General features: G+C 75.7%; 14 protein-coding genes. 6 read left to right on the top strand and 8 right to left on the bottom strand.

Annotated features, from left to right (window positions below; translation table 11 throughout):
• Positions 1 to 12: 12 nt before the first annotated feature.
• Genes MUK52_RS24120 through MUK52_RS24110 form a run of 3 tightly spaced genes read left to right on the top strand, consistent with a single transcriptional unit; the run spans position 13 to position 4,153 of the window.
• Entirely contained in the window at positions 13 to 2,142 is a 2,130-nt protein-coding gene (locus tag MUK52_RS24120) for a putative cobaltochelatase (RefSeq protein WP_114057036.1), read from the top strand.
• The gene (gene cobO, locus MUK52_RS24115; protein ID WP_114057037.1) at positions 2,142 to 2,741 is read left to right on the top strand and encodes a cob(I)yrinic acid a,c-diamide adenosyltransferase; all 600 of its coding nucleotides are present in this window, start codon (positions 2,142 to 2,144) and stop codon (positions 2,739 to 2,741) included. The genes MUK52_RS24120 and cobO overlap by 1 nt, the downstream gene beginning before the upstream one ends.
• Positions 2,735 to 4,153, top strand: a complete 1,419-nt coding sequence (locus tag MUK52_RS24110; protein WP_284579963.1) for a cobyrinic acid a,c-diamide synthase CobB — start codon at positions 2,735 to 2,737, stop codon at positions 4,151 to 4,153. The genes cobO and MUK52_RS24110 overlap by 7 nt, the downstream gene beginning before the upstream one ends.
• 2 nt (positions 4,154 to 4,155) lie before the next feature.
• Here MUK52_RS24110 and MUK52_RS24105 read toward each other — a convergent pair whose 3' ends face one another.
• Positions 4,156 to 4,923 (bottom strand): ZIP family metal transporter, encoded by a 768-nt coding sequence (locus tag MUK52_RS24105; protein ID WP_114057039.1) that lies wholly within the window; start codon positions 4,921 to 4,923, stop codon positions 4,156 to 4,158.
• 94 nt (positions 4,924 to 5,017) lie between these two features.
• Here MUK52_RS24105 and cobC point away from each other — a divergent pair, with 94 nt between their 5' ends.
• Entirely contained in the window at positions 5,018 to 6,445 is a 1,428-nt protein-coding gene (cobC, locus tag MUK52_RS24100; protein ID WP_114057040.1) for an Rv2231c family histidinol phosphate aminotransferase CobC, read from the top strand.
• A gap of 199 nt (positions 6,446 to 6,644) precedes the next feature.
• Positions 6,645 to 7,883, top strand: coding sequence for a CapA family protein (locus tag MUK52_RS24095; protein ID WP_284579960.1), 1,239 nt, complete (start codon positions 6,645 to 6,647; stop codon positions 7,881 to 7,883).
• Positions 7,884 to 7,907: 24 nt separating this feature from the next.
• On the opposite strand, the gene MUK52_RS24090 is transcribed toward MUK52_RS24095, so the two are convergent.
• Together MUK52_RS24090 and MUK52_RS24085 are read right to left on the bottom strand one after the other, a co-directional pair.
• Positions 7,908 to 8,852 carry an SCO1860 family LAETG-anchored protein gene (locus MUK52_RS24090; RefSeq protein WP_114057042.1) on the bottom strand — a complete coding sequence of 315 codons (945 nt, stop codon included), beginning with the start codon at positions 8,850 to 8,852 and terminating at the stop codon, positions 7,908 to 7,910.
• A gap of 316 nt (positions 8,853 to 9,168) precedes the next feature.
• Entirely contained in the window at positions 9,169 to 10,257 is a 1,089-nt protein-coding gene (locus MUK52_RS24085) for an amidohydrolase family protein (RefSeq protein ID WP_284579955.1), read from the bottom strand.
• A 66-nt stretch (positions 10,258 to 10,323) separates the two neighbouring features.
• Here MUK52_RS24085 and MUK52_RS24080 point away from each other — a divergent pair, with 66 nt between their 5' ends.
• Positions 10,324 to 11,406 carry an aminotransferase class V-fold PLP-dependent enzyme gene (locus MUK52_RS24080; RefSeq protein WP_114057044.1) on the top strand — a complete coding sequence of 361 codons (1,083 nt, stop codon included), beginning with the start codon at positions 10,324 to 10,326 and terminating at the stop codon, positions 11,404 to 11,406.
• Between the two features lie 108 nt (positions 11,407 to 11,514).
• On the opposite strand, the gene MUK52_RS24075 is transcribed toward MUK52_RS24080, so the two are convergent.
• From MUK52_RS24075 to MUK52_RS24055, 5 genes are all read right to left on the bottom strand, one after another.
• Positions 11,515 to 12,222, bottom strand: a complete 708-nt coding sequence (locus MUK52_RS24075) for a DsbA family oxidoreductase (RefSeq protein ID WP_246042654.1) — start codon at positions 12,220 to 12,222, stop codon at positions 11,515 to 11,517.
• A gap of 137 nt (positions 12,223 to 12,359) precedes the next feature.
• Positions 12,360 to 13,808, bottom strand: coding sequence for a peptidoglycan D,D-transpeptidase FtsI family protein (locus tag MUK52_RS24070; protein WP_114057046.1), 1,449 nt, complete (start codon positions 13,806 to 13,808; stop codon positions 12,360 to 12,362).
• 62 nt (positions 13,809 to 13,870) lie between these two features.
• Positions 13,871 to 14,536: a response regulator transcription factor gene (locus MUK52_RS24065; RefSeq protein WP_114057047.1), complete on the bottom strand. Its 666-nt coding sequence runs from the start codon at positions 14,534 to 14,536 to the stop codon at positions 13,871 to 13,873.
• On the bottom strand, positions 14,533 to 15,828 hold the full coding sequence (locus MUK52_RS24060) for a sensor histidine kinase (protein ID WP_114057048.1): 1,296 nt from the start codon (positions 15,826 to 15,828) through the stop codon (positions 14,533 to 14,535). The genes MUK52_RS24065 and MUK52_RS24060 overlap by 4 nt, the downstream gene beginning before the upstream one ends.
• Positions 15,829 to 15,907: 79 nt before the next feature.
• Positions 15,908 to 17,062 carry a hypothetical protein gene (locus MUK52_RS24055; RefSeq protein WP_284579946.1) on the bottom strand — a complete coding sequence of 385 codons (1,155 nt, stop codon included), beginning with the start codon at positions 17,060 to 17,062 and terminating at the stop codon, positions 15,908 to 15,910.
• Between the last annotated feature and the right edge of the window lie 7 nt (positions 17,063 to 17,069).

The raw sequence follows: 17,069 nt of genomic DNA, 5'->3' as shown, positions 1-17,069 counted from the left end.
AGGAGTGAGCACATGAGCACGCCCTACCCGTTCACCGCGGTGGTCGGCCAGACCGATCTGCGGCTGGCGCTGCTGCTCAACGCCGTGAGCCCCGCGGTCGGCGGTGTGCTCGTGCGCGGGGAGAAGGGCACCGCCAAGTCGACCGCGGTGCGCGCCCTGTCCGCGCTGCTGCCGCAGGTCGCCGTGGTGCCGGGCTGCCGGTTCAGCTGCGCCCCGGACGCCCCGGACCCGGCCTGCCCCGACGGCCCGCACGAGCCCGGCCCCGGTACGCAGCGCCCCGCCCGCATGGTCGAACTGCCGGTCGGCGCCACCGAGGACCGCCTGATCGGGGCGCTCGACATCGAGCGGGCCCTCGCCGACGGCGTCAAGGCCTTCGAGCCGGGCCTCCTCGCCGACGCGCACCGCGGCATCCTCTACGTCGACGAGGTCAACCTCCTCCACGACCACCTGGTCGACGTCCTGCTGGACGCCGCCGCGATGGGCAGCTGCCACATCGAGCGGGAGGGCGTGTCCGTCCGGCACGCGGCCCGCTTCATGCTCGTCGGCACGATGAACCCGGAGGAGGGCGAGCTGCGCCCGCAGCTGCTGGACCGGTTCGGGCTGACGGTGGAGGTGGCCGCCTCCCGGGATCCGCAGCAGCGCGTCGAAGTGGTGCGCCGCCGGCTGGCGTTCGAGGACGACCCGGCCGGCTTCGCGGGCCGGTGGGCCGGCGAGGAGGCGGAGGTCCGCGCCCGCGTGATCGCGGCGCGGGCGCTGCTGCCGCAGGTGCGGCTCGGCGACACGGCGCTGCTCCAGATCGCGGCGGCCTGCGCCGGCTTCGAGGTGGACGGCATGCGCGCGGACATCGTGATGGCGCGGACCGCGACGGCGCTTGCGGCGTGGGCGGGGCGGACGGCGGTCCGCAAGGAGGACGTCCGGCAGGCGGCACTGCTGGCCCTCCCCCACCGCCGGCGCCGGAACCCGTTCGACGCACCGGGGTTGGACGAGGCCAGGCTCGACGAGATCCTGGACGGCTTCCCCGACGACGAGCCGGAGCCCGACCCGCAGCCGGACCCCGAGCCGGACCCCGGCCCCGGCGACGACGGCCCCGACGGCGGCGGCCCGGACGGGGGCGGCCCCGACGGCGGCGGCGTGCCCCCGCAGGGCGGCGGTCCCGAGGCCGCTCCCGAGGAGCCGGCGGACCCCTCCGAGGGCCCGGAGGCGCCCGAGGCACCGCAGGCGCCGGACGCTCCCGCCGCCCCCTCCCCCGCTTCGGCGCCGGCGGCCGAGCAGGCCCCCGTACGGGCCGCCGAGCCGTTCCGGACGCGGATGTTCAGCGTGCCGGGGCTCGGCGAGGGCGCGGCCGGACGGCGTTCGCGCGCCCGGACCGCGCACGGCCGGACGACGGGCGCGCAGCGCCCCGCCGGGCGGCTGACGAAGCTGCACCTGGCCGCCACCCTGCAGGCCGCGGCTCCGCACCAGCGGGCGCGGGGCCGTTCCGGGCGGGGGCTGGTCGTCCGCAAGGACGACCTGCGCCAGGCGGTGCGGGAGGGGCGCGAGGGGAACCTGGTGCTGTTCGTCGTCGACGCGTCGGGCTCCATGGCCGCCCGGCAGCGGATGGGCGCGGTGAAGGGGGCCGTGCTGTCGCTGCTGCTGGACGCCTACCAGCGGCGGGACAAGGTCGGCCTGGTCACCTTCCGCGGCGCGGCCGCGGAGCTGGCGCTGCCGCCGACCTCCTCGGTGGACGCGGCCGCGGTGCGGCTGGAGCAGCTGCCGACCGGCGGCCGCACCCCGCTCGCCGCGGGCCTGCTGAAGGCGCGGGAGGTGCTGCGGGTGGAGCGGCTGCGCGACCCCAGCCGCCGCCCGCTGCTGGTGGTCGTCACCGACGGGCGGGCCACCTCGGCCGGCGCCCTCGGCGGCGACGCCCGCGAGGTCGCCGCGCGCAGCGCCCGCCTGCTGGCCGCGGACGGGGTGGCGTCGGTCGTCGTGGACTGCGAGTCGGGGCCGGTCCGTCTGGGGCTGGCCGGGGTGCTGGCCGCCGACCTGGGCGGGCCGGCCGTCACGCTGGACGGGCTGCGGGCCGACGCGCTGGCCGGGCTCGTGAAGGACGTACGCACATCGGTGGCGACCGCGTCACCGCACACCAACAGGAGGGCCGCGTAATGCCGAAGGGACAGCCGACCGTCATCCCCGACGACGGACTCACCACGCGCCAGCGCCGCAACCGCCCGCTCGTCTTCGTCCACACCGGGCCCGGCAAGGGCAAGTCGACGGCGGCGTTCGGGCTGGCGCTGCGCGCCTGGAACCAGGGCTGGCCGATCGGGGTGTTCCAGTTCGTCAAGTCGGCGAAGTGGAAGGTCGGCGAGGAGAACGCGCTGAAGGTGCTCGGCGCCTCCGGCGAGGGCGGCCCCGTCGTGTGGCACAAGATGGGCGAGGGCTGGTCCTGGGTGCAGCGCGACGCGCAGCTCGACAACGAGCAGGCCGCGAAGGAGGGCTGGGAGCAGGTCAAGCGCGACCTGGCCGCCGAGACGCACCGGCTGTACGTGCTGGACGAGTTCGCGTACCCGCTGCACTGGGGCTGGATCGACGTCGACGAGGTCATCGGGGTGCTGCGCGACCGGCCGGGCACCCAGCACGTGGTCATCACGGGCCGCAACGCGCCGGAGAAGCTGGTGGAGTTCGCCGACCTGGTCACCGAGATGACGAAGGTGAAGCACCCGATGGACGCCGGCCAGAAGGGCCAGAAGGGCATCGAGTGGTGACCTCGCACGCCGTCGCCGTCCCCCGTCTGGTGATCGCCGCCCCGTCGTCGGGGAGCGGCAAGACCACCGTCGCGACGGGGCTGATGGCGGCCTTCGCGGGGCGCGGCCTGGCCGTGTCCCCGCACAAGGCCGGCCCCGACTACATCGACCCCGGGTACCACGCCCTCGCCACGGGCCGGCCGGGGCGCAACCTCGACGCGTACATGTGCGGGCCGGAGCTGGTGGCTCCGCTGTTCGCGCACGGGGCGGCGGGCTGCGACCTGGCGGTCGTGGAGGGTGTGATGGGCCTGTACGACGGGGCCGCGGGGCGCGGTGAGCTGGCGTCGACGGCGCAGGTGGCGAAGCTGCTGCGGGCGCCGGTGGTGCTGGTGGTCGACGCGTCCTCGCAGTCCCGGTCGGTGGCGGCACTGGTGCACGGCTTCGCGTCGTTCGACCCGCAGGTGCGCCTGGGCGGGGTGATCCTGAACAAGGTGGGCTCCGACCGGCACGAGGCGATGCTGCGGGAGGCGCTGGAGGAGGCGGGCATGCCGGTGCTCGGCGTCCTGCGGCGGGCGCCGCAGGTCTCGGCGCCGTCGCGGCACCTGGGGCTCGTACCGGTGGCGGAGCGGCGGGCGGACGCGGTGGCGTCCGTCGCGGCGCTCGCGGAGCAGGTGCGGGCCGGCTGCGACCTGGAGGCGCTGCTGGCGCTGGCCCGGTCGGCGCCGCCGCTGGACTGCGCGGCGTGGTCGCCGGAGCACGCCGTGGCCTCGGCCGCCGCGCCACCGGCACCGGCTGCCGCGGCTGACGCGGGGCCCGGCGGGGGGCGGCGGCCCGTCGTCGCCGTCGCCGGCGGGGCCGCGTTCACGTTCTCGTACGCCGAGCACGCGGAGCTGCTCGCCGCGGCCGGAGCCGAGGTCGTCCCCTTCGACCCGCTGGCCGACGAGGACCTGCCCGAGGGGACGTCCGGGCTGGTCGTCGGCGGCGGCTTCCCCGAGGTGTACGCCCCGGAGCTGGCCGCGAACGAGCCGCTGCGCAAGGCGGTCGCCGGCTTCGCCGCGGCCGGCGGGCCGGTCGCCGCCGAGTGCGCGGGCCTGCTGTACCTGGCGCGGTCCCTGGACGGCCGGCCGATGTGCGGGGTCCTCGACGCCGACGCGGTGATGTCGCAGCGGCTGACGCTCGGCTACCGCGAGGCCGTCGCCGTGTCGGACAGCCCGCTCGCCGCAGCGGGGACGAGGCTGCGCGGGCACGAGTTCCACCGCACGGTGGTCGAGCCGGGCGCCGGACCCGCCCCGGCCTGGGGGTTCACACACCCCGAGCGGCGCGTCGAGGGGTTCGTCCACCGCGGCGTGCACGCCAGCTACCTGCACACCCACTGGGCGGCGGAGCCGTCGGTGGCCGTGCGTTTCACGGCCGCGGCGGCAGCACACCGGTGACGTCACTCCGCGAGGCCCACCACGAGCCAGATCCCGGCCACCCCGCCCACCGTGCACATCAGCGTGGACAGGGCGGGGTGCCGGTGGTGCGCCTCGGGCAGGATCTCGGCGGCCGCGAGGTAGAGCAGCCCCCCGGCGAAGAAGCTCAGGTACGCCCCGAGCGGTTCCTCCGGAAGGGTGAACAGCACGGTGGACGCCGCGCCCACCACGGGGGCGGCGGCGTCCGCGAGGAGCATCAGCAGCGCGCGCTTGCGGGCGTTCCCGTAGAGCCGGGTGAGGGTGTACGTGTTGAACCCGTCGGCGAAGTCGTGGGTGACCACGGCGAGGGCGACCGCGGTGCCCATGCCGCCGCCGACCTGGAAGGCGGCGCCGAGCGCCACCCCGTCGGCGAGGCTGTGGCCGACCATCGCGGCGGCCGCCGTCATCCCGACCTGGGGGGCGCGCCCGACGGCGCCGTCCCTGCCGTCCGTCCCGTTCCCGCCGTTGCGGCCGCCGGACGCGCCGTGTGCGGCCTGGCGTACCGCCAGGAGCCGTTCCACGACGTGCGCGACGAGGAATCCGGCCACGAAGAGCAGCAGCGCGAGCGGTACGCCGAACACCGGCCGGCCCGCCGCCTCCAGCGACTCCGGCAGCAGGTCCAGGCCCACGACGCCGAGCATCAGCCCGCCGGCGAGGCCCAGTACGAGGTGGCGGCGGTCGGTGACGCGCTGCGCCGTCCACCCGCCCGCCAGGGTCATCAGGAACGCGCCCAGCGCCACGATCACGGCCATGCGCCCTTGGATACCGACTGCCGGCCGCGCGTGCACGCGAGCGCGCGGGCCGCGGTCCACGCACGATTGACGACCGGGAAGGGGCAGGAGCCCGATGGGTGAGAACGCGACGCAGCTGGTGGTCGGGGTCGGCGGCCGGGCGGGGGTGTCCGTCGCGGAGGTCTGCGCCCTGGTGGAGGAGACGCTGCGCGGGGCCGGGCTGGCGGCCGGAGCGGTGAAGGCGCTGGCGACGGTGGAGACGAAGGCCTGCGAGGCCGGGATCACGGGGGCGGCGGAACGTTTCGGCGTGCCGCTGCTCAGCTACCCGGCCGAGGAGCTGGCGGGCATCGCCGTCCCGCACCCCTCGGACGCGGCCCGGCAGGCGGCCGGCACCCCCTCGGTGGCGGAGGCGGCGGCGCTGGCGACGGGCGGCGAACTCCTCGTGCCGAAGCGCCGCTCGGTGGCGGCGACCTGCGCGGTGGCGACCGCGCAGGCGCACGACCTGCGCCACCACGGGGACGCCGAGGTCCGCGACGACGGCGGATCGCTGGTGGACCTCGCGGTGAACGTACGGGCGCACATGCCGCCGGAGTGGCTGAAGCAGCGCATCGCGGCTTCGCTCGGCGGTCTCTCCGCATACCCCGACGGGCGCGCGGCCCGCGCGGCGGTGGCGGCTCGGCACGGGCTGCCGGCCGGCCGGGTGCTGTTGACGGCGGGGGCCGCGGAGGCGTTCGTCCTGCTGGCGCGGGCCCTGGACGTGCGGCGGCCGGTGGTGGTGCACCCGCAGTTCACCGAGCCGGAGGCGGCCCTGCGGGACGCCGGGCACCGGGTGGAGCGGGTGCTGCTGCGGGCGGAGGACGGCTTCCGGCTGGATCCGGCGGCGGTGCCGGAGGAGGCGGACCTGGTGGTCGTCGGCAACCCGACGAACCCGACGTCCGTACTGCACCCGGCGGCCGCGCTGGCGGCCCTGGCCCGCCCGGGCCGGATCCTCGTCGTGGACGAGGCGTTCATGGACGCGGTGCCGGGGGAGCCGGAGGCGCTGGCCGGCCGCACGGACGTGCCGGGCCTGGTGGTGCTGCGGAGCCTGACCAAGACGTGGGGCCTGGCAGGGCTGCGGATCGGGTACGTGCTGGCGGAGCCGGAGGTGGTCGCGCAGCTGGAGGCGGCGCAGCCGCTGTGGCCGGTGTCGACGCCCGCGCTCGTCGCCGCGGAGGCGTGCGTCGCCCCGGCGGCCCTCGCGGAGGCGGAGGCCGCGGCCCGGCAGATCGACGCGGACCGGGAGCACCTGCTGGCCGGGCTCGCCGAGTTCGAGGAGATCACGGTGGCGGGGACGGCCCGGGGACCGTTCGTCCTGGTCAGGGTGGCCGGGGCGGCGCAGGTCCGGATGCGGCTGCGGGCGCTGGGCTTCGCGGTCCGCCGCGGGGACACCTTCCCGGGCCTGGACGCGGACTGGCTGCGCCTGGCGGTGCGGGACCGGGCGACGACGGGGCGCCTCCTCCAGGCGCTGGACCACGCCCTCACCCTGACGGCCGCCGCGCGCTGACCCCGCGCGCCCCCGGCCGGGGCGGGAACCGGGGCGCGGCGGGGCGCGTCCTCCGCGGCGGGCCCCGGGGGGGGCACAAGCCACCCTCGGAACGCCGCTGACCTGCGCGGACGACCGGATCCGGCGGGGTCCGCGGGTGGCGTCGGCGGTCCGCCCGGGGGATGATCTGCGCAGGACGGCCATGCAGGGGGGACACAGGATGAAGGTTTCGGCGAAGGCGGGCGCGGCCGCGGTGGGGCTGGCCGCGCTGGCGGCCGCGGCGGTGTTCGCCGGCCCCGCCCTCCTCGGCGGCGGGGAGCAGCGCGGCGCCGCGGAGCAGCGGCTCGCGGGCGGGCGCCCGGAGGCGGGCGCGGCGAGCCCGTCGGCGCCGCCGGGGGCGCGTCCGTTCACGCTCGTCGCGACGGGCGACACGATCCCGTACCCGTCGATCATCGCGCAGGCCGCGAGCGATGCGGCGGGCAGCGGGGCGGGGCACGACTTCCGGAGGATACTGGCCGGGGTGAAGCCCGTGGTGGAGGCCGCCGACCTGGCGATATGCCACCACGAGATACCGTATGGCCGGCCCGGCGGCCCCTACACCGGATACCCGGCCTTCAAGGCGCCGCACGAGCTGGCCGACGCGCTGCGGGACGCCGGCTACGACAGCTGCTCGACGGCCTCGAACCACACTCTGGACGACGGCTGGGACGGTCTCGTCCGCACTCTCGACCACCTCGACCGGGCGGGCATCAAGCACGTCGGCTCGGCGCGCACCGCCGAGGAGGCGAAGGCCCCGGCGGTGCTCTCCGCGGGCGGCGCGACGGTCGCCCAGCTGGACTACACGTACGGCACGAACGGGATCCCGCTGCCGGCCGGGAAGCCGTGGGCCGTGAACCTGATCGACAAGGACCGGATCATCGCGGACGCCCGTGCGGCGCGCGCCGCGGGCGCCCACGTCGTCGTCCTCAGCATCCACTGGGGCTCCGAGTGGCAGACGGCCCCCGACAGGCAGCAGCAGGACCTGGCGCAGGCGCTGACCGCCTCCCGCGGGGCGGACGGCCTTCCGGACATCGATCTGGTCCTCGGCACGCACAACCACGTCCCGCAGCCCTACGAGAAGGTCAACGGGACGTGGGTGGTCTACGGGATGGGCGATCAGATCGCCAGCTTCTACGAGCAGGCGAAGCTCCGCGGCAACATGTCGTCCATCCCCCGCTTCACCTTCGCGCCGGCGGCCGCGCACCCGGGCCGCTGGGAGGTGGTGAAGGCCGAGTACCTGACGTCGTATGCGGACCGGGGCGCCCCGTTCCGGGTGGTGTGCACGTCCTGCACGGCCGGCGGCGGCGCCTCGGCAGGCGCCGCGAAGCGCTCCGAGTACGCCGCCGTCGACCGGCAGGTCGGCGAGGCCGTGCTGTCGCGCGGGGCCGGCGGGCAGGGGCTGGTGCGCGCGACGCGGTGACGCCCGCCGGCCGCGGCCGCGGCGTCAGGAGGCGCGGCGGCGGGTGACGACGAGTGCGGCGCCGCCGAGGCCGAGCAGGACGAGTGCGCCGCCCGCGACCCAGGGAGTGGCCGAACTGCCGCCGGTCTCGGCCAGGTTGGCGCCGCTCGCGATGACGGTGCCGGTCCCGGAAGCCCCGGTCTGCGGCTTGACGTCGGGCTTGGCGGCGCCGCCGGAGGGCTCGGGGGCGGCGGAGGAGGGCGGCGGGCCGGCCGGGGACTGGCAGCGCGCCTCGGCGAGGACGACCTCGCCCTCGACCTGGGCGACGTTGAGGTCGAGCGGGTTGACGGACACCTTCAGCCGGAGTGCGGCCGCGGCGGCGGTGGAGGAGGTCGTCTCCGTACCGGAGAGCTCCAGGCTGACCATGCCGACCTTCGGCACCTCGACCTTGGTGGGACCTTGCGCGGACAGGGTGGCCTTCTTGCCGAGTACGGTGACGGAGCCCAGCACGTTGGAGGTGGCGGACGGCTTGCGCCCGGCTTCGCACACCGCCTTGGAGGTGACCTTCTCCACCTCGATCAGCGAGAGGGCGGGGAGCCCGGGCAGGTGGACGCGGGCCCGGGCGAGGTTGGCCTCCGCCTCGGCGCGGCCGCGGCCGGCGGTGGCCCTGGAGGTGGCGGCGTCGGCCTTGAGGATGTGGACCGGCCGGCCGCCCTCGACGCCGTCCACGGTGACGGAGAGGGCCGTCTTCCGGGCGGAGGCCGGGGCGCTGACCTCGTTGAGGGTGGTCTTCAGGGGGACGTGGACGGCCTTGTTGAGCAGGCCCACGTCGAGTCCGGCGCGCAGGACGACGGCGTCGGCCCGGCCGTCGGCACCGCCGGGCGCGGCTCCCGCGCCGCCCGTGGCGTGGGCGGGCGGGGCGGCGAGGAGGGCGATCGCGCCCGTGGCGAGCAGGGCGGCCGCGGGCATGCGGAAGGTGTAGCGGTTCAAGGTGGTGGAACCCCCGGGGAGATGGGGGCCGCCGCGCAGCCAATGGGGGACATCGCGCGTCGGCGGCCTGTTACCCGGGGAATTTTTTACGCACGGAGAGTGAACGCACAGCCACCTGAGGTGAGTTCACCCCAAAGGGTGGTTTCCATCCACGTATTCGATTGCTTTCGCATCAGGCGGCACGGGAGTTCTTTTCCGCCACACACCCGTGGGCGGTTTCACCCTGTCGCGGACCCGCGCGGCCGTGTGCAACGACCGGCGGGACGTCCGCGTCACGCCGCGTCAACCCGGTGACGCGGCGGGGAGGTCCGGCCGGTCAGGCGCGGACCGTGCCGTTCACCACGACCCGCAGCGGCTGCGCCAGCGCCCGCACGTCGGCCCGCGGGTCGGTCGCGTAGACGACGAGGTCCGCGGGGGCGCCCTCGGTGAGACCGGGCCTTCCCAGCCACTCCCGCGCCGCCCAAGCCGTCGCCGACAAGGCGTCCAGCGGCGGGATCCCGGCGCGCACCAGCTCCGCCACCTCGTCCGCGACGAGCCCGTGCGGCAGGGAGCCGCCTGCGTCGGTGCCCACGTAGACGGGGATGCCCGCGTCCCAGGCGGAGCGGACCGTGTCGTACCGCCGCTCGTGCAGCCGCCGCATGTGCGCCGACCAGCGGGGGAACTTGGCGTCGCCGCCGGCCGCCAGCTTGGGGAACGTCGCGATGTTCACCAGCGTCGGGACGATCGCCACCCCGCGCTCCGCGAACAGCGGGATGGTGTCATCGGTGAGCCCGGTGGCGTGCTCGATGCAGTCGATGCCGGCCTCGACGAGGTCGCGCAGCGAGTCCTCGGCGAAGCAGTGGGCGGTGACCCGGGCGCCCAGCCGGTGCGCCTCGGCGATGGCGGCCTCGACCTCGGCGCGCGGCCAGCAGGCCGTGAGGTCGCCGGCGTCGCGGTCGATCCAGTCGCCGACCAGCTTCACCCAGCCGTCGCCGCGGCGGGCCTCGCGGCCGACGTACTCGACGAGGTCGGCCGGCTCGATCTCGTGCGCGTAGTTGCGGATGTAGCGGCGGGTCCGGGCGATGTGCCGCCCCGCCCGGATGATCTTCGGGAGGTCGTCGCGGCCGTCGATCCAGCGGGTGTCGGAGGGGGATCCGGCGTCGCGGATGAGCAGGGTGCCCGCGTCGCGGTCGGTCAGCGCCTGGCGTTCGGCGGTCCCGGCGTCGACGGGGCCGTGGGCGTCGAGCCCCACGTGGCAGTGCGCGTCGACGAGGCCGGGCAGCACCCAGCCGGACACGGCGGTGGTGTCGCGGGCGCCGGGCGGCCGCTCGTAGGAGATCCGGCCGCCTACCACCCACAGCTCGTCGCGGACGTCGTCGGGCCCGACGAGCACGCGTCCCTTCACATGCAGCACGTCATCCGTCATGACCGAACTGTACGTGCGCCCTGGATAGGCTTCCCGGGTAGTCCCCGCACGAGGAGAGAGCGCCCTGTGAACCACCCCTTCCTGGACCTGCCGCCGCTGACCGCGGAGCACTTCGCGTCGATCGAGCGGCGGGTGGCGGACCTGCTCGGCACCCGCCAGGACGTGGTGGTCACGCAAGGCGAGGCGCTGCTGCCACTGGAGGGCTGCATCCGCTCGGGCGCCCGCCCCGGCTCGGCCGCGCTGAACGTGGTGACGGGCCCGTACGGGACCACGTTCGGCAACTGGCTGCGCGACTGCGGGGCCGAGGTCGTGGACCTGGAGGTGCCGTTCGACACCGCGGTGACCGCCGAGCAGGTCGCCGCGGCGCTCGCCGCGCACCCGCGGATCGACTTCGTGTCGCTGGTGCACGCCGAGGCGGCGACCGGCAACACGAACCCGGTCGCGGAGATCGGCGAGGCGGTACGGGCCCACGGGGCGCTGTTCATGCTGGACGCGGTGGCCTCGGTTGCGGCGGAGCCGCTGCCGGCCGACGCGTGGGGCGTGGACCTGTGCGTGATCGGGGCGCAGAAGGCGATGGGCGGACCCGCCGGCGTGTCCGCGGTGTCGGTGTCGGAGCGGGCGTGGGAGCGGTTCGCGCAGAACCCCGCGGCGCCGCGCCGCTCGTACCTGTCCCTGCTGGACTGGAAGGAGCGCTGGATCGACGGCGGGCGCCGGGCGCTGCTGCACGCGCCGGCGCAGCTGGAGATGCTGGCACTGGAGGCGTGCCTGGACCGGATCGCGGCGGAGGGGCTGTCGGCCGTGCAGGCCCGCCACGCAGCGGCCGCGGCGGCGACCCGGGCGGGAGCGGAGGCCCTCGGGCTGGCCCCGTACGTGAAGCGCGCGGCGGAGGCGGCTCCGGTGGCGACGACGCTGCGCGTGGCGGACGCCTCGACGGTGGCGGCCAAGGCGCTGGCCGCGGACCCGCAGGCGCCGCTCGCGGCGGGCGGCGGTGCGCTGGCCGGGGAGATGCTGCGGGTCAACCACTACGGTGCGGCCGCTTCCCCGGCAGCGGTGCGCGCCGGCCTGACCGCGCTGGCGGCGGCGCTGTCGGCGGACCCGGCCGCGGCACTGGAGGCGGCTGACGCGGCCTGGGAGCCGGCGGCGCACTGAGCCGCGCCCGCCGCCCCGCCACTCCCCCGCCGCGGATCGGCGGTGCGGGAGGGCGGTGCAGGAGGGCGGGGCAGCGCCGGGCGGGGCGGCGGGTCGGCGCTGCGGGCGTCAGCGCTGGGGGACGGCGCACGCGCCGTCCGCGTCGCACGCGTCGGCGGCCGGGGCCGGCTCCGCGGCCTCGCGGCCCTCCCAGGCCTGCTCCAGGGCGCGGGTGAACACCTCGGCGGGCTGGCCGCCGGAGATCCCGTAGCGGCGGTCGAGGACGAAGAACGGCACCGCGTTGGCGCCCAGTTCGGCAGCCTCCCGCTCGTCGGCGCGCACCTGCGCGGCGTAGGCGGTGCCGTCCGCGAGGACGGCGCGGACCTCGGCCTCGTCCAGGCCGGCCTCGACGGCGACGGCGGCGAGGACCCCGGCGTCGAAGAGGGACCGGTCCTCGGCGAAGTTCGCGCGGAACGCCCGGTCGAGGAGCTCCTCCTGCAGGCCGCGCGCGGCGGCCAGGTGCAGCAGCCGGTGGATGTCGAAGGTGTTGCCGTGGTCGCGGCCCTCGGTGCGGTACTCCAGGCCCTCGGCGCGGGCGGTGGCCGCGACGTGCTCCTCCATGCCGCGGGCCTCTTCGAGGGTGCGGCCGTACTTCTTCGCGAGCATCTCGACGACCGGGGCGGTGCTGCCCTCGGGGCTGTTCGGGTCGAGCTCGAAGGAGCGGAAGACGACCTCGACTTGGTCCCGGTGCGCGAACGCGGCCAGCCCCTTGGTGAAGCGGGCCTTGCCTATGTAGCACCAGGGGCAGGCCACATCCGACCAGATCTCGACGCGCATGTTCCTTCTTCTTCTTTCCGGTTGCGGAAGGGCGGGCGGACGCCGCGGCCGGCGGGGCCGCGGCGGTTTCACCTTCAACAACCTGCCGGAACATCTCATTCCCCGGACGGTCCGGGGGCGGGGGACGCGTCGGCGGCCTATTTCTTCAGCCAGGCCTGCATCATCTTCTGGGCGACGGGTGCCGCCAGGCGGCCGCCGCCGATCTCGGACCGGTCGGTGTCGGAGTTCTCGATCACCACGGCCACGGCGATCTGCTTGCCCTTCGCCTTGCCGTACGAGGTGAACCAGGCGAGCGGCGGCAAATTGTTCTTCACGCCGCGCTGGGCGGTGCCCGTCTTGCCGCCGACCTCGGCGCCCGACACCTGCGCGGGCTTGCCGCCGCCCTCGGTCGCGACGGTCTTCATGACGTCGCGCAGCATCGAGGCGGTCTTGGCGTTCATGGCCTGCTGGGTCTTGGGGTTCTTGAAGCTCTCCAGCACGCTGCCGCCCGCGTCGGTCACCTCGGAGACCGAGTGCGGAGCGACGAGCTTGCCGTCGTTCTCGATCGCCGCCGTCACCATCGCCATCTGGAGCGGGGTCGCCTGGACGTCGAACTGGCCGATGCCGGTCTGCGCGACCTGGTCGACGGACATCTTCGCGGAGGGGTACTTGCTCGGCACGCGGGTGGTGACGGGGATCTCCGTGTTCGTGTTGAAGCCGAGCTTCTCGGCCATCGCCCGCATCTTGTCCTGGCCCAGCTTGGAGGCGAGCTCGGCGAAGACGTTGTTGCAGGACAGCCGCATCGCGACACGCGCCGAGACGCCGTTGCAGGCGGCGGAGCCGGCCTCGCTGGGAAGCAGCGTCCTGGTCCCGGGGATCGTGTACGGGTCGGGGATGCCGGTCGGGGCGTCGACGTCGGTGACGAGCCCGTTCTCGATGGCCGCGGCCAGGGTGACCAGCTTGAAGGTGGAGCCGGGCGCCTGCGGCTTGCGCAGCGCGACGTTCTCCATGGCCTTGCCGTTGTCGGCGGACAGCTCCTCCCACGCCTCCTTGTCGTTGGCGCCGGCGATGCGGCCGGGGTCGAAGGACGGATTGTTCACCATGGCGAGGATCTCGCCGGTCTTCGGGTCGATCGCGACGGCGGATCCCTGCTTGCCCTGGAGCGCGTCCCAGGCCGCCTTCTGGACGTCCTTGTCGATCGTGGTGACGACGTTGCCCGGCGAGGCCCGCTTGTTGAGCAGCAGGTCCATGACGGTCTTCAGGCGGTCGTCCGAGCCGTTGAGGACCTTCTTGTAGACGCCTTCGAGCATGGTGGTGCCGAAGGCCTGCGAACTGAATCCGGTGATCGGGGCGTAGAGGGGCCCGTCCGCGTACGTCCGCTTGTAGGCGAAGTCCTTCCCGCCGGTCTTGACGGAGCCGGTGATCGCCTCTCCGCCCACGATGATGTTCCCCAGCGGGTTCTCGTACTGCCCGAGGAGGTTCCGGCGGTTGTGCTCGTTGTCTGCGAGGGCCTGGCCTTGGTAGGCCTGCACCCAGGTGACCCGGACCAACAGGGCCAGCACCAGGAGCAGACAGAAGACCGACGCACGCCTGATCGTCTTGTTCATCTCCCGAAAGGACGCTCGACGGCCCGCGTACGTTCCTCCCCGGCCCGAGTGTGGCCCGTTTCTCAGGCCCTTCTCATCACGAACCCCCCTTCGTAGGCGGCGATGACCGCCTGGGTGCGGTCGCGCGAACCCGTCTTGGCGAGGACGGCCGCCACGTGCGTCTTGACGGTCTGGGGGCCGACGCCGAGGCGGGCGCCGATCTCGGCGTTCGACAGCCCGGTGGCCATCAGCCGCAGCACACCGGCCTCCCGGTCCGTGAGCCGTGCCGCCCAGGCCGCCGTCCCGCCCGCTGCTGCGGCGGCGTGGCTCGCGGCGAGCGAGCGGACCGCCTCGGGGAAGAGCAGCGAGTCCCCGCGGGCGACCAGCCGCACCGCGCCGACCAGTTCGTCGGGGTCGGCCCGCTTCAGCAGGAACCCGGCGGCGCCGGCCCGCAGCGCGTCGTACACGTGGGCGTCGTTCTCGAAGGTGGTCACGACGAGGATCCTGGGCGGTTCGGCCGCACCGGCCAGGATCCGCTCGGTGGCCCGTATTCCGTCGATGCCGGGCATCCGGACGTCCATCAGCACCACGTCCGGCGCGAGGGTGCGGACGGCGGTCACCGCCTCGGCGCCGTCGCCGGCCTCCCCGACGACCTCCAGGTCGGGTTCGGCGTCGAGGATGGCCCGCAGGGCGGTGCGGACCATGCGCTCGTCGTCGGCGAGGACCAGGCGCAGCGGGGGCCGGTTCATCGGCAGCCCCCGCCGAGCGGGAGGACGGCCCGCAGCCGCCACAGGCCGTCGTGCCGCCCGGCCTCGACACTGCCGCCGAGGAGCCGGGCCCGCTCGGCGGCCCCGTGCAGGCCGCGGCCGCCGGTGGTGCGCGGGGAGGGGCCGGCTGGGGCCCCTGGCGGATTGGTCATGGTGATCTCCAGTTCTCGGTGTGCGGTGGTGCCGGGGCCGCCGTCCGGGCCCTTCCGGACGGCGATCCGCAGCTCGACGGGCCCGGCCCCGTGCCGCAGGGCGTTGCCGAGTCCCTCCTGCACGATCCGGTAGGCCTCCCGGGACGCGATCGGGGAGAGCTGCGACCAGTCCCCGGCGGGCCCCGGCTCCTGCCGGACGGTGACGGCCACGCCGGCGGCGCGGGTGCGGGCCAGCAGCCCGTCCAGGTCGGAGGCGAGGGTGGGGGCGGGCGCGGCGGCTGTCCGGCCGGCGGGGTCGCCGTCACGCAGCAGGCCGAGCACCCCGTCCAGCTCGCCCACGGTCCGCCGGGCGGTGTCCTCGATGGCGGCGAGGGCCTCCCGGACGAACTCGGGGTCGCGGCCGAGGACCCGGCGGGCTGCGGCCGCCTGGAGGGTGACCGCGCTCAGGGCGTGTCCGACGGCGTCGTGCAGTTCGCGGGCGAGCCGGTTGCGCACGGCGAGGTCGGCGGCCCGTTCCTCGGCCGCTGCCAGCCGGTCGGCCGCCGTCGGCCCGAGCAGCACGGGCGCCGCCCGGGCCAGGAGCGCCCCCGCCGCCGCGGCGGCCGCGACCAGCCCGGCCAGCATCCCGGCACCCATGAGCGGCGCGAGCCAGGAGGCGGTGTCGTCGGGGAAGTAGACCAGCGACAGCGGGGCCTCCCGCAGCGACCGCACCAACGGCACCGCGATCAGCACCACCGCCATCGGCGGCACCGCCAGGCTCATCCCCGCCACGGCCGCCCCGGCGCCCAGGTGCAGCGACCACCAGGCGGCAGTCCTCCCGCGGGCCGCCCAGGACCGGGCCGGCCCCTCTGCCAGCAGTTCCCCCGGAACCCCGCACAGCATCCGCACCGCACCCGCCGACATCGGCCGGACCGGCCCGAACACGCCGGTCACCGCGGCGAGCGGCAAGGACAGGCCGTAGGCGGCGAACGTCAGCGGCACGGACTCCAGGGTGTTCACCCCGCCGGCCGCCACCCCGACGGCCACCTGCGCCACCAGGAAGTACGGCATCAGCAGCGCCCCGCCGAGCACCAGATGCACCCACCGCATCCGCGCCCGCACCCCCCATACCGCAGCCCGCATGCTGCCGCTCCCCCGATCCCCTCACCCGTCGCCGCCCCCGAACCCGCACGGGAGCCGGCGCCCGCGCCGTACCGCACGTTCAGGCCAGTGTGCGCCGCCGGGTCGCGAACCCGGTCAGGACGCTGGCCGCGAGGCATCCGGTGACCACCTGGCCAGCGTAGGCCAGCAAGATCACGGAGGGTGTTCCTCCGCCCTCTCCGATCCCGGGAGCGAAGGGCACGGCAAGGAGGTACAGGCCCCAGCAGAGCGTCGCGGCCGATCCGATCCACCCCGCCACCAGCGGCCACACCGGCCGCCGCCCCCCTCCCCGGGCCAGCAGCACCGCGCACCAGCCGGCGAGCAGCGCGCACACCGCGTGCACCGCCGACACCACCCCCGTCTCCACCGAATGCAGGGCCGCCCGCTCGGCGCCCAGCCACGCGGCGCCCCCGAAGGCCCAGTACGCGTACAGCGCACCCAGCGCCGTGCCGAGCGCGGCCGCGGCTCCCGCCGCCACCCCCGTGGGCGGCGGGAGCCGCATACCGCTCGCGCCCTGCCGGAGGCGGCCCCAGCGCCTGCGCGCATAGGGAACGAACAGGCCTGCGAGGGCGAGCCCTTGGACGGTGAAGCCGCCGTAGACGACGAGGTACACCCAGCCGTGGAGGAAGGACTCCCCGGCGGCCCTCGCCGCGGGATCGGCGCCCAGGCCGACGGCTCTGAGGGCGAGTTGGGCGGGGAAGCCGGCGAGTATCGGCGTGAGCAGCCCGGTCGCGGTGAAGGCGGGGACGAGGAGCAGCGGCGCCGGCACCCGCCGGCCCCACGGCCGGGTCAGCAGCAGCGCCAGCACGATCACGGCCGCGTCCATGGCCATGGTCACGGCATTGGCCACGGTGAAGAACACCGACGGTGCGAGCAGCACGCTGCCCTCCGGTATGCCGATGTCGCTCCCGGCCAGCCAGGCCGTCTTCAGGGCCAGGTACGGCATTGTCGCGGCCACGGCCGCCGCCCGCAGCAGCCGCGCCCCCGCACCGGTGGCGTCGGGCGCGCGGGCCTCCGCCGTCACGGCGGCCGCACCGCCCGCTGCCTTGCCTGCCGTCTTCCCTGCGGTCCTCGCGGCCCTCGCCGCAGCCGTCCCCCTCCCGCCGGGTGTCCCGGTGGTCGTCTCGGTCCTGTCGGTCCTGTCGGTCCTGTCGGTCCTGTCGGTCCTGTCGGTCGTGTCGGCAGGACCCGTCCGGTGCATTGCTCGCCTGGTCATGGCCCTA

The sequence above is a fragment of the Streptomyces sp. 2P-4 genome (assembly GCF_030167965.1).
Taxonomy (GTDB): Bacteria; Actinomycetota; Actinomycetes; order Streptomycetales; family Streptomycetaceae; genus Streptomyces; species Streptomyces globosus_A.
The sequence above is the reverse complement of the archived record's forward strand: the minus strand, read 5'-3'. Positions and strand labels throughout refer to the sequence as shown.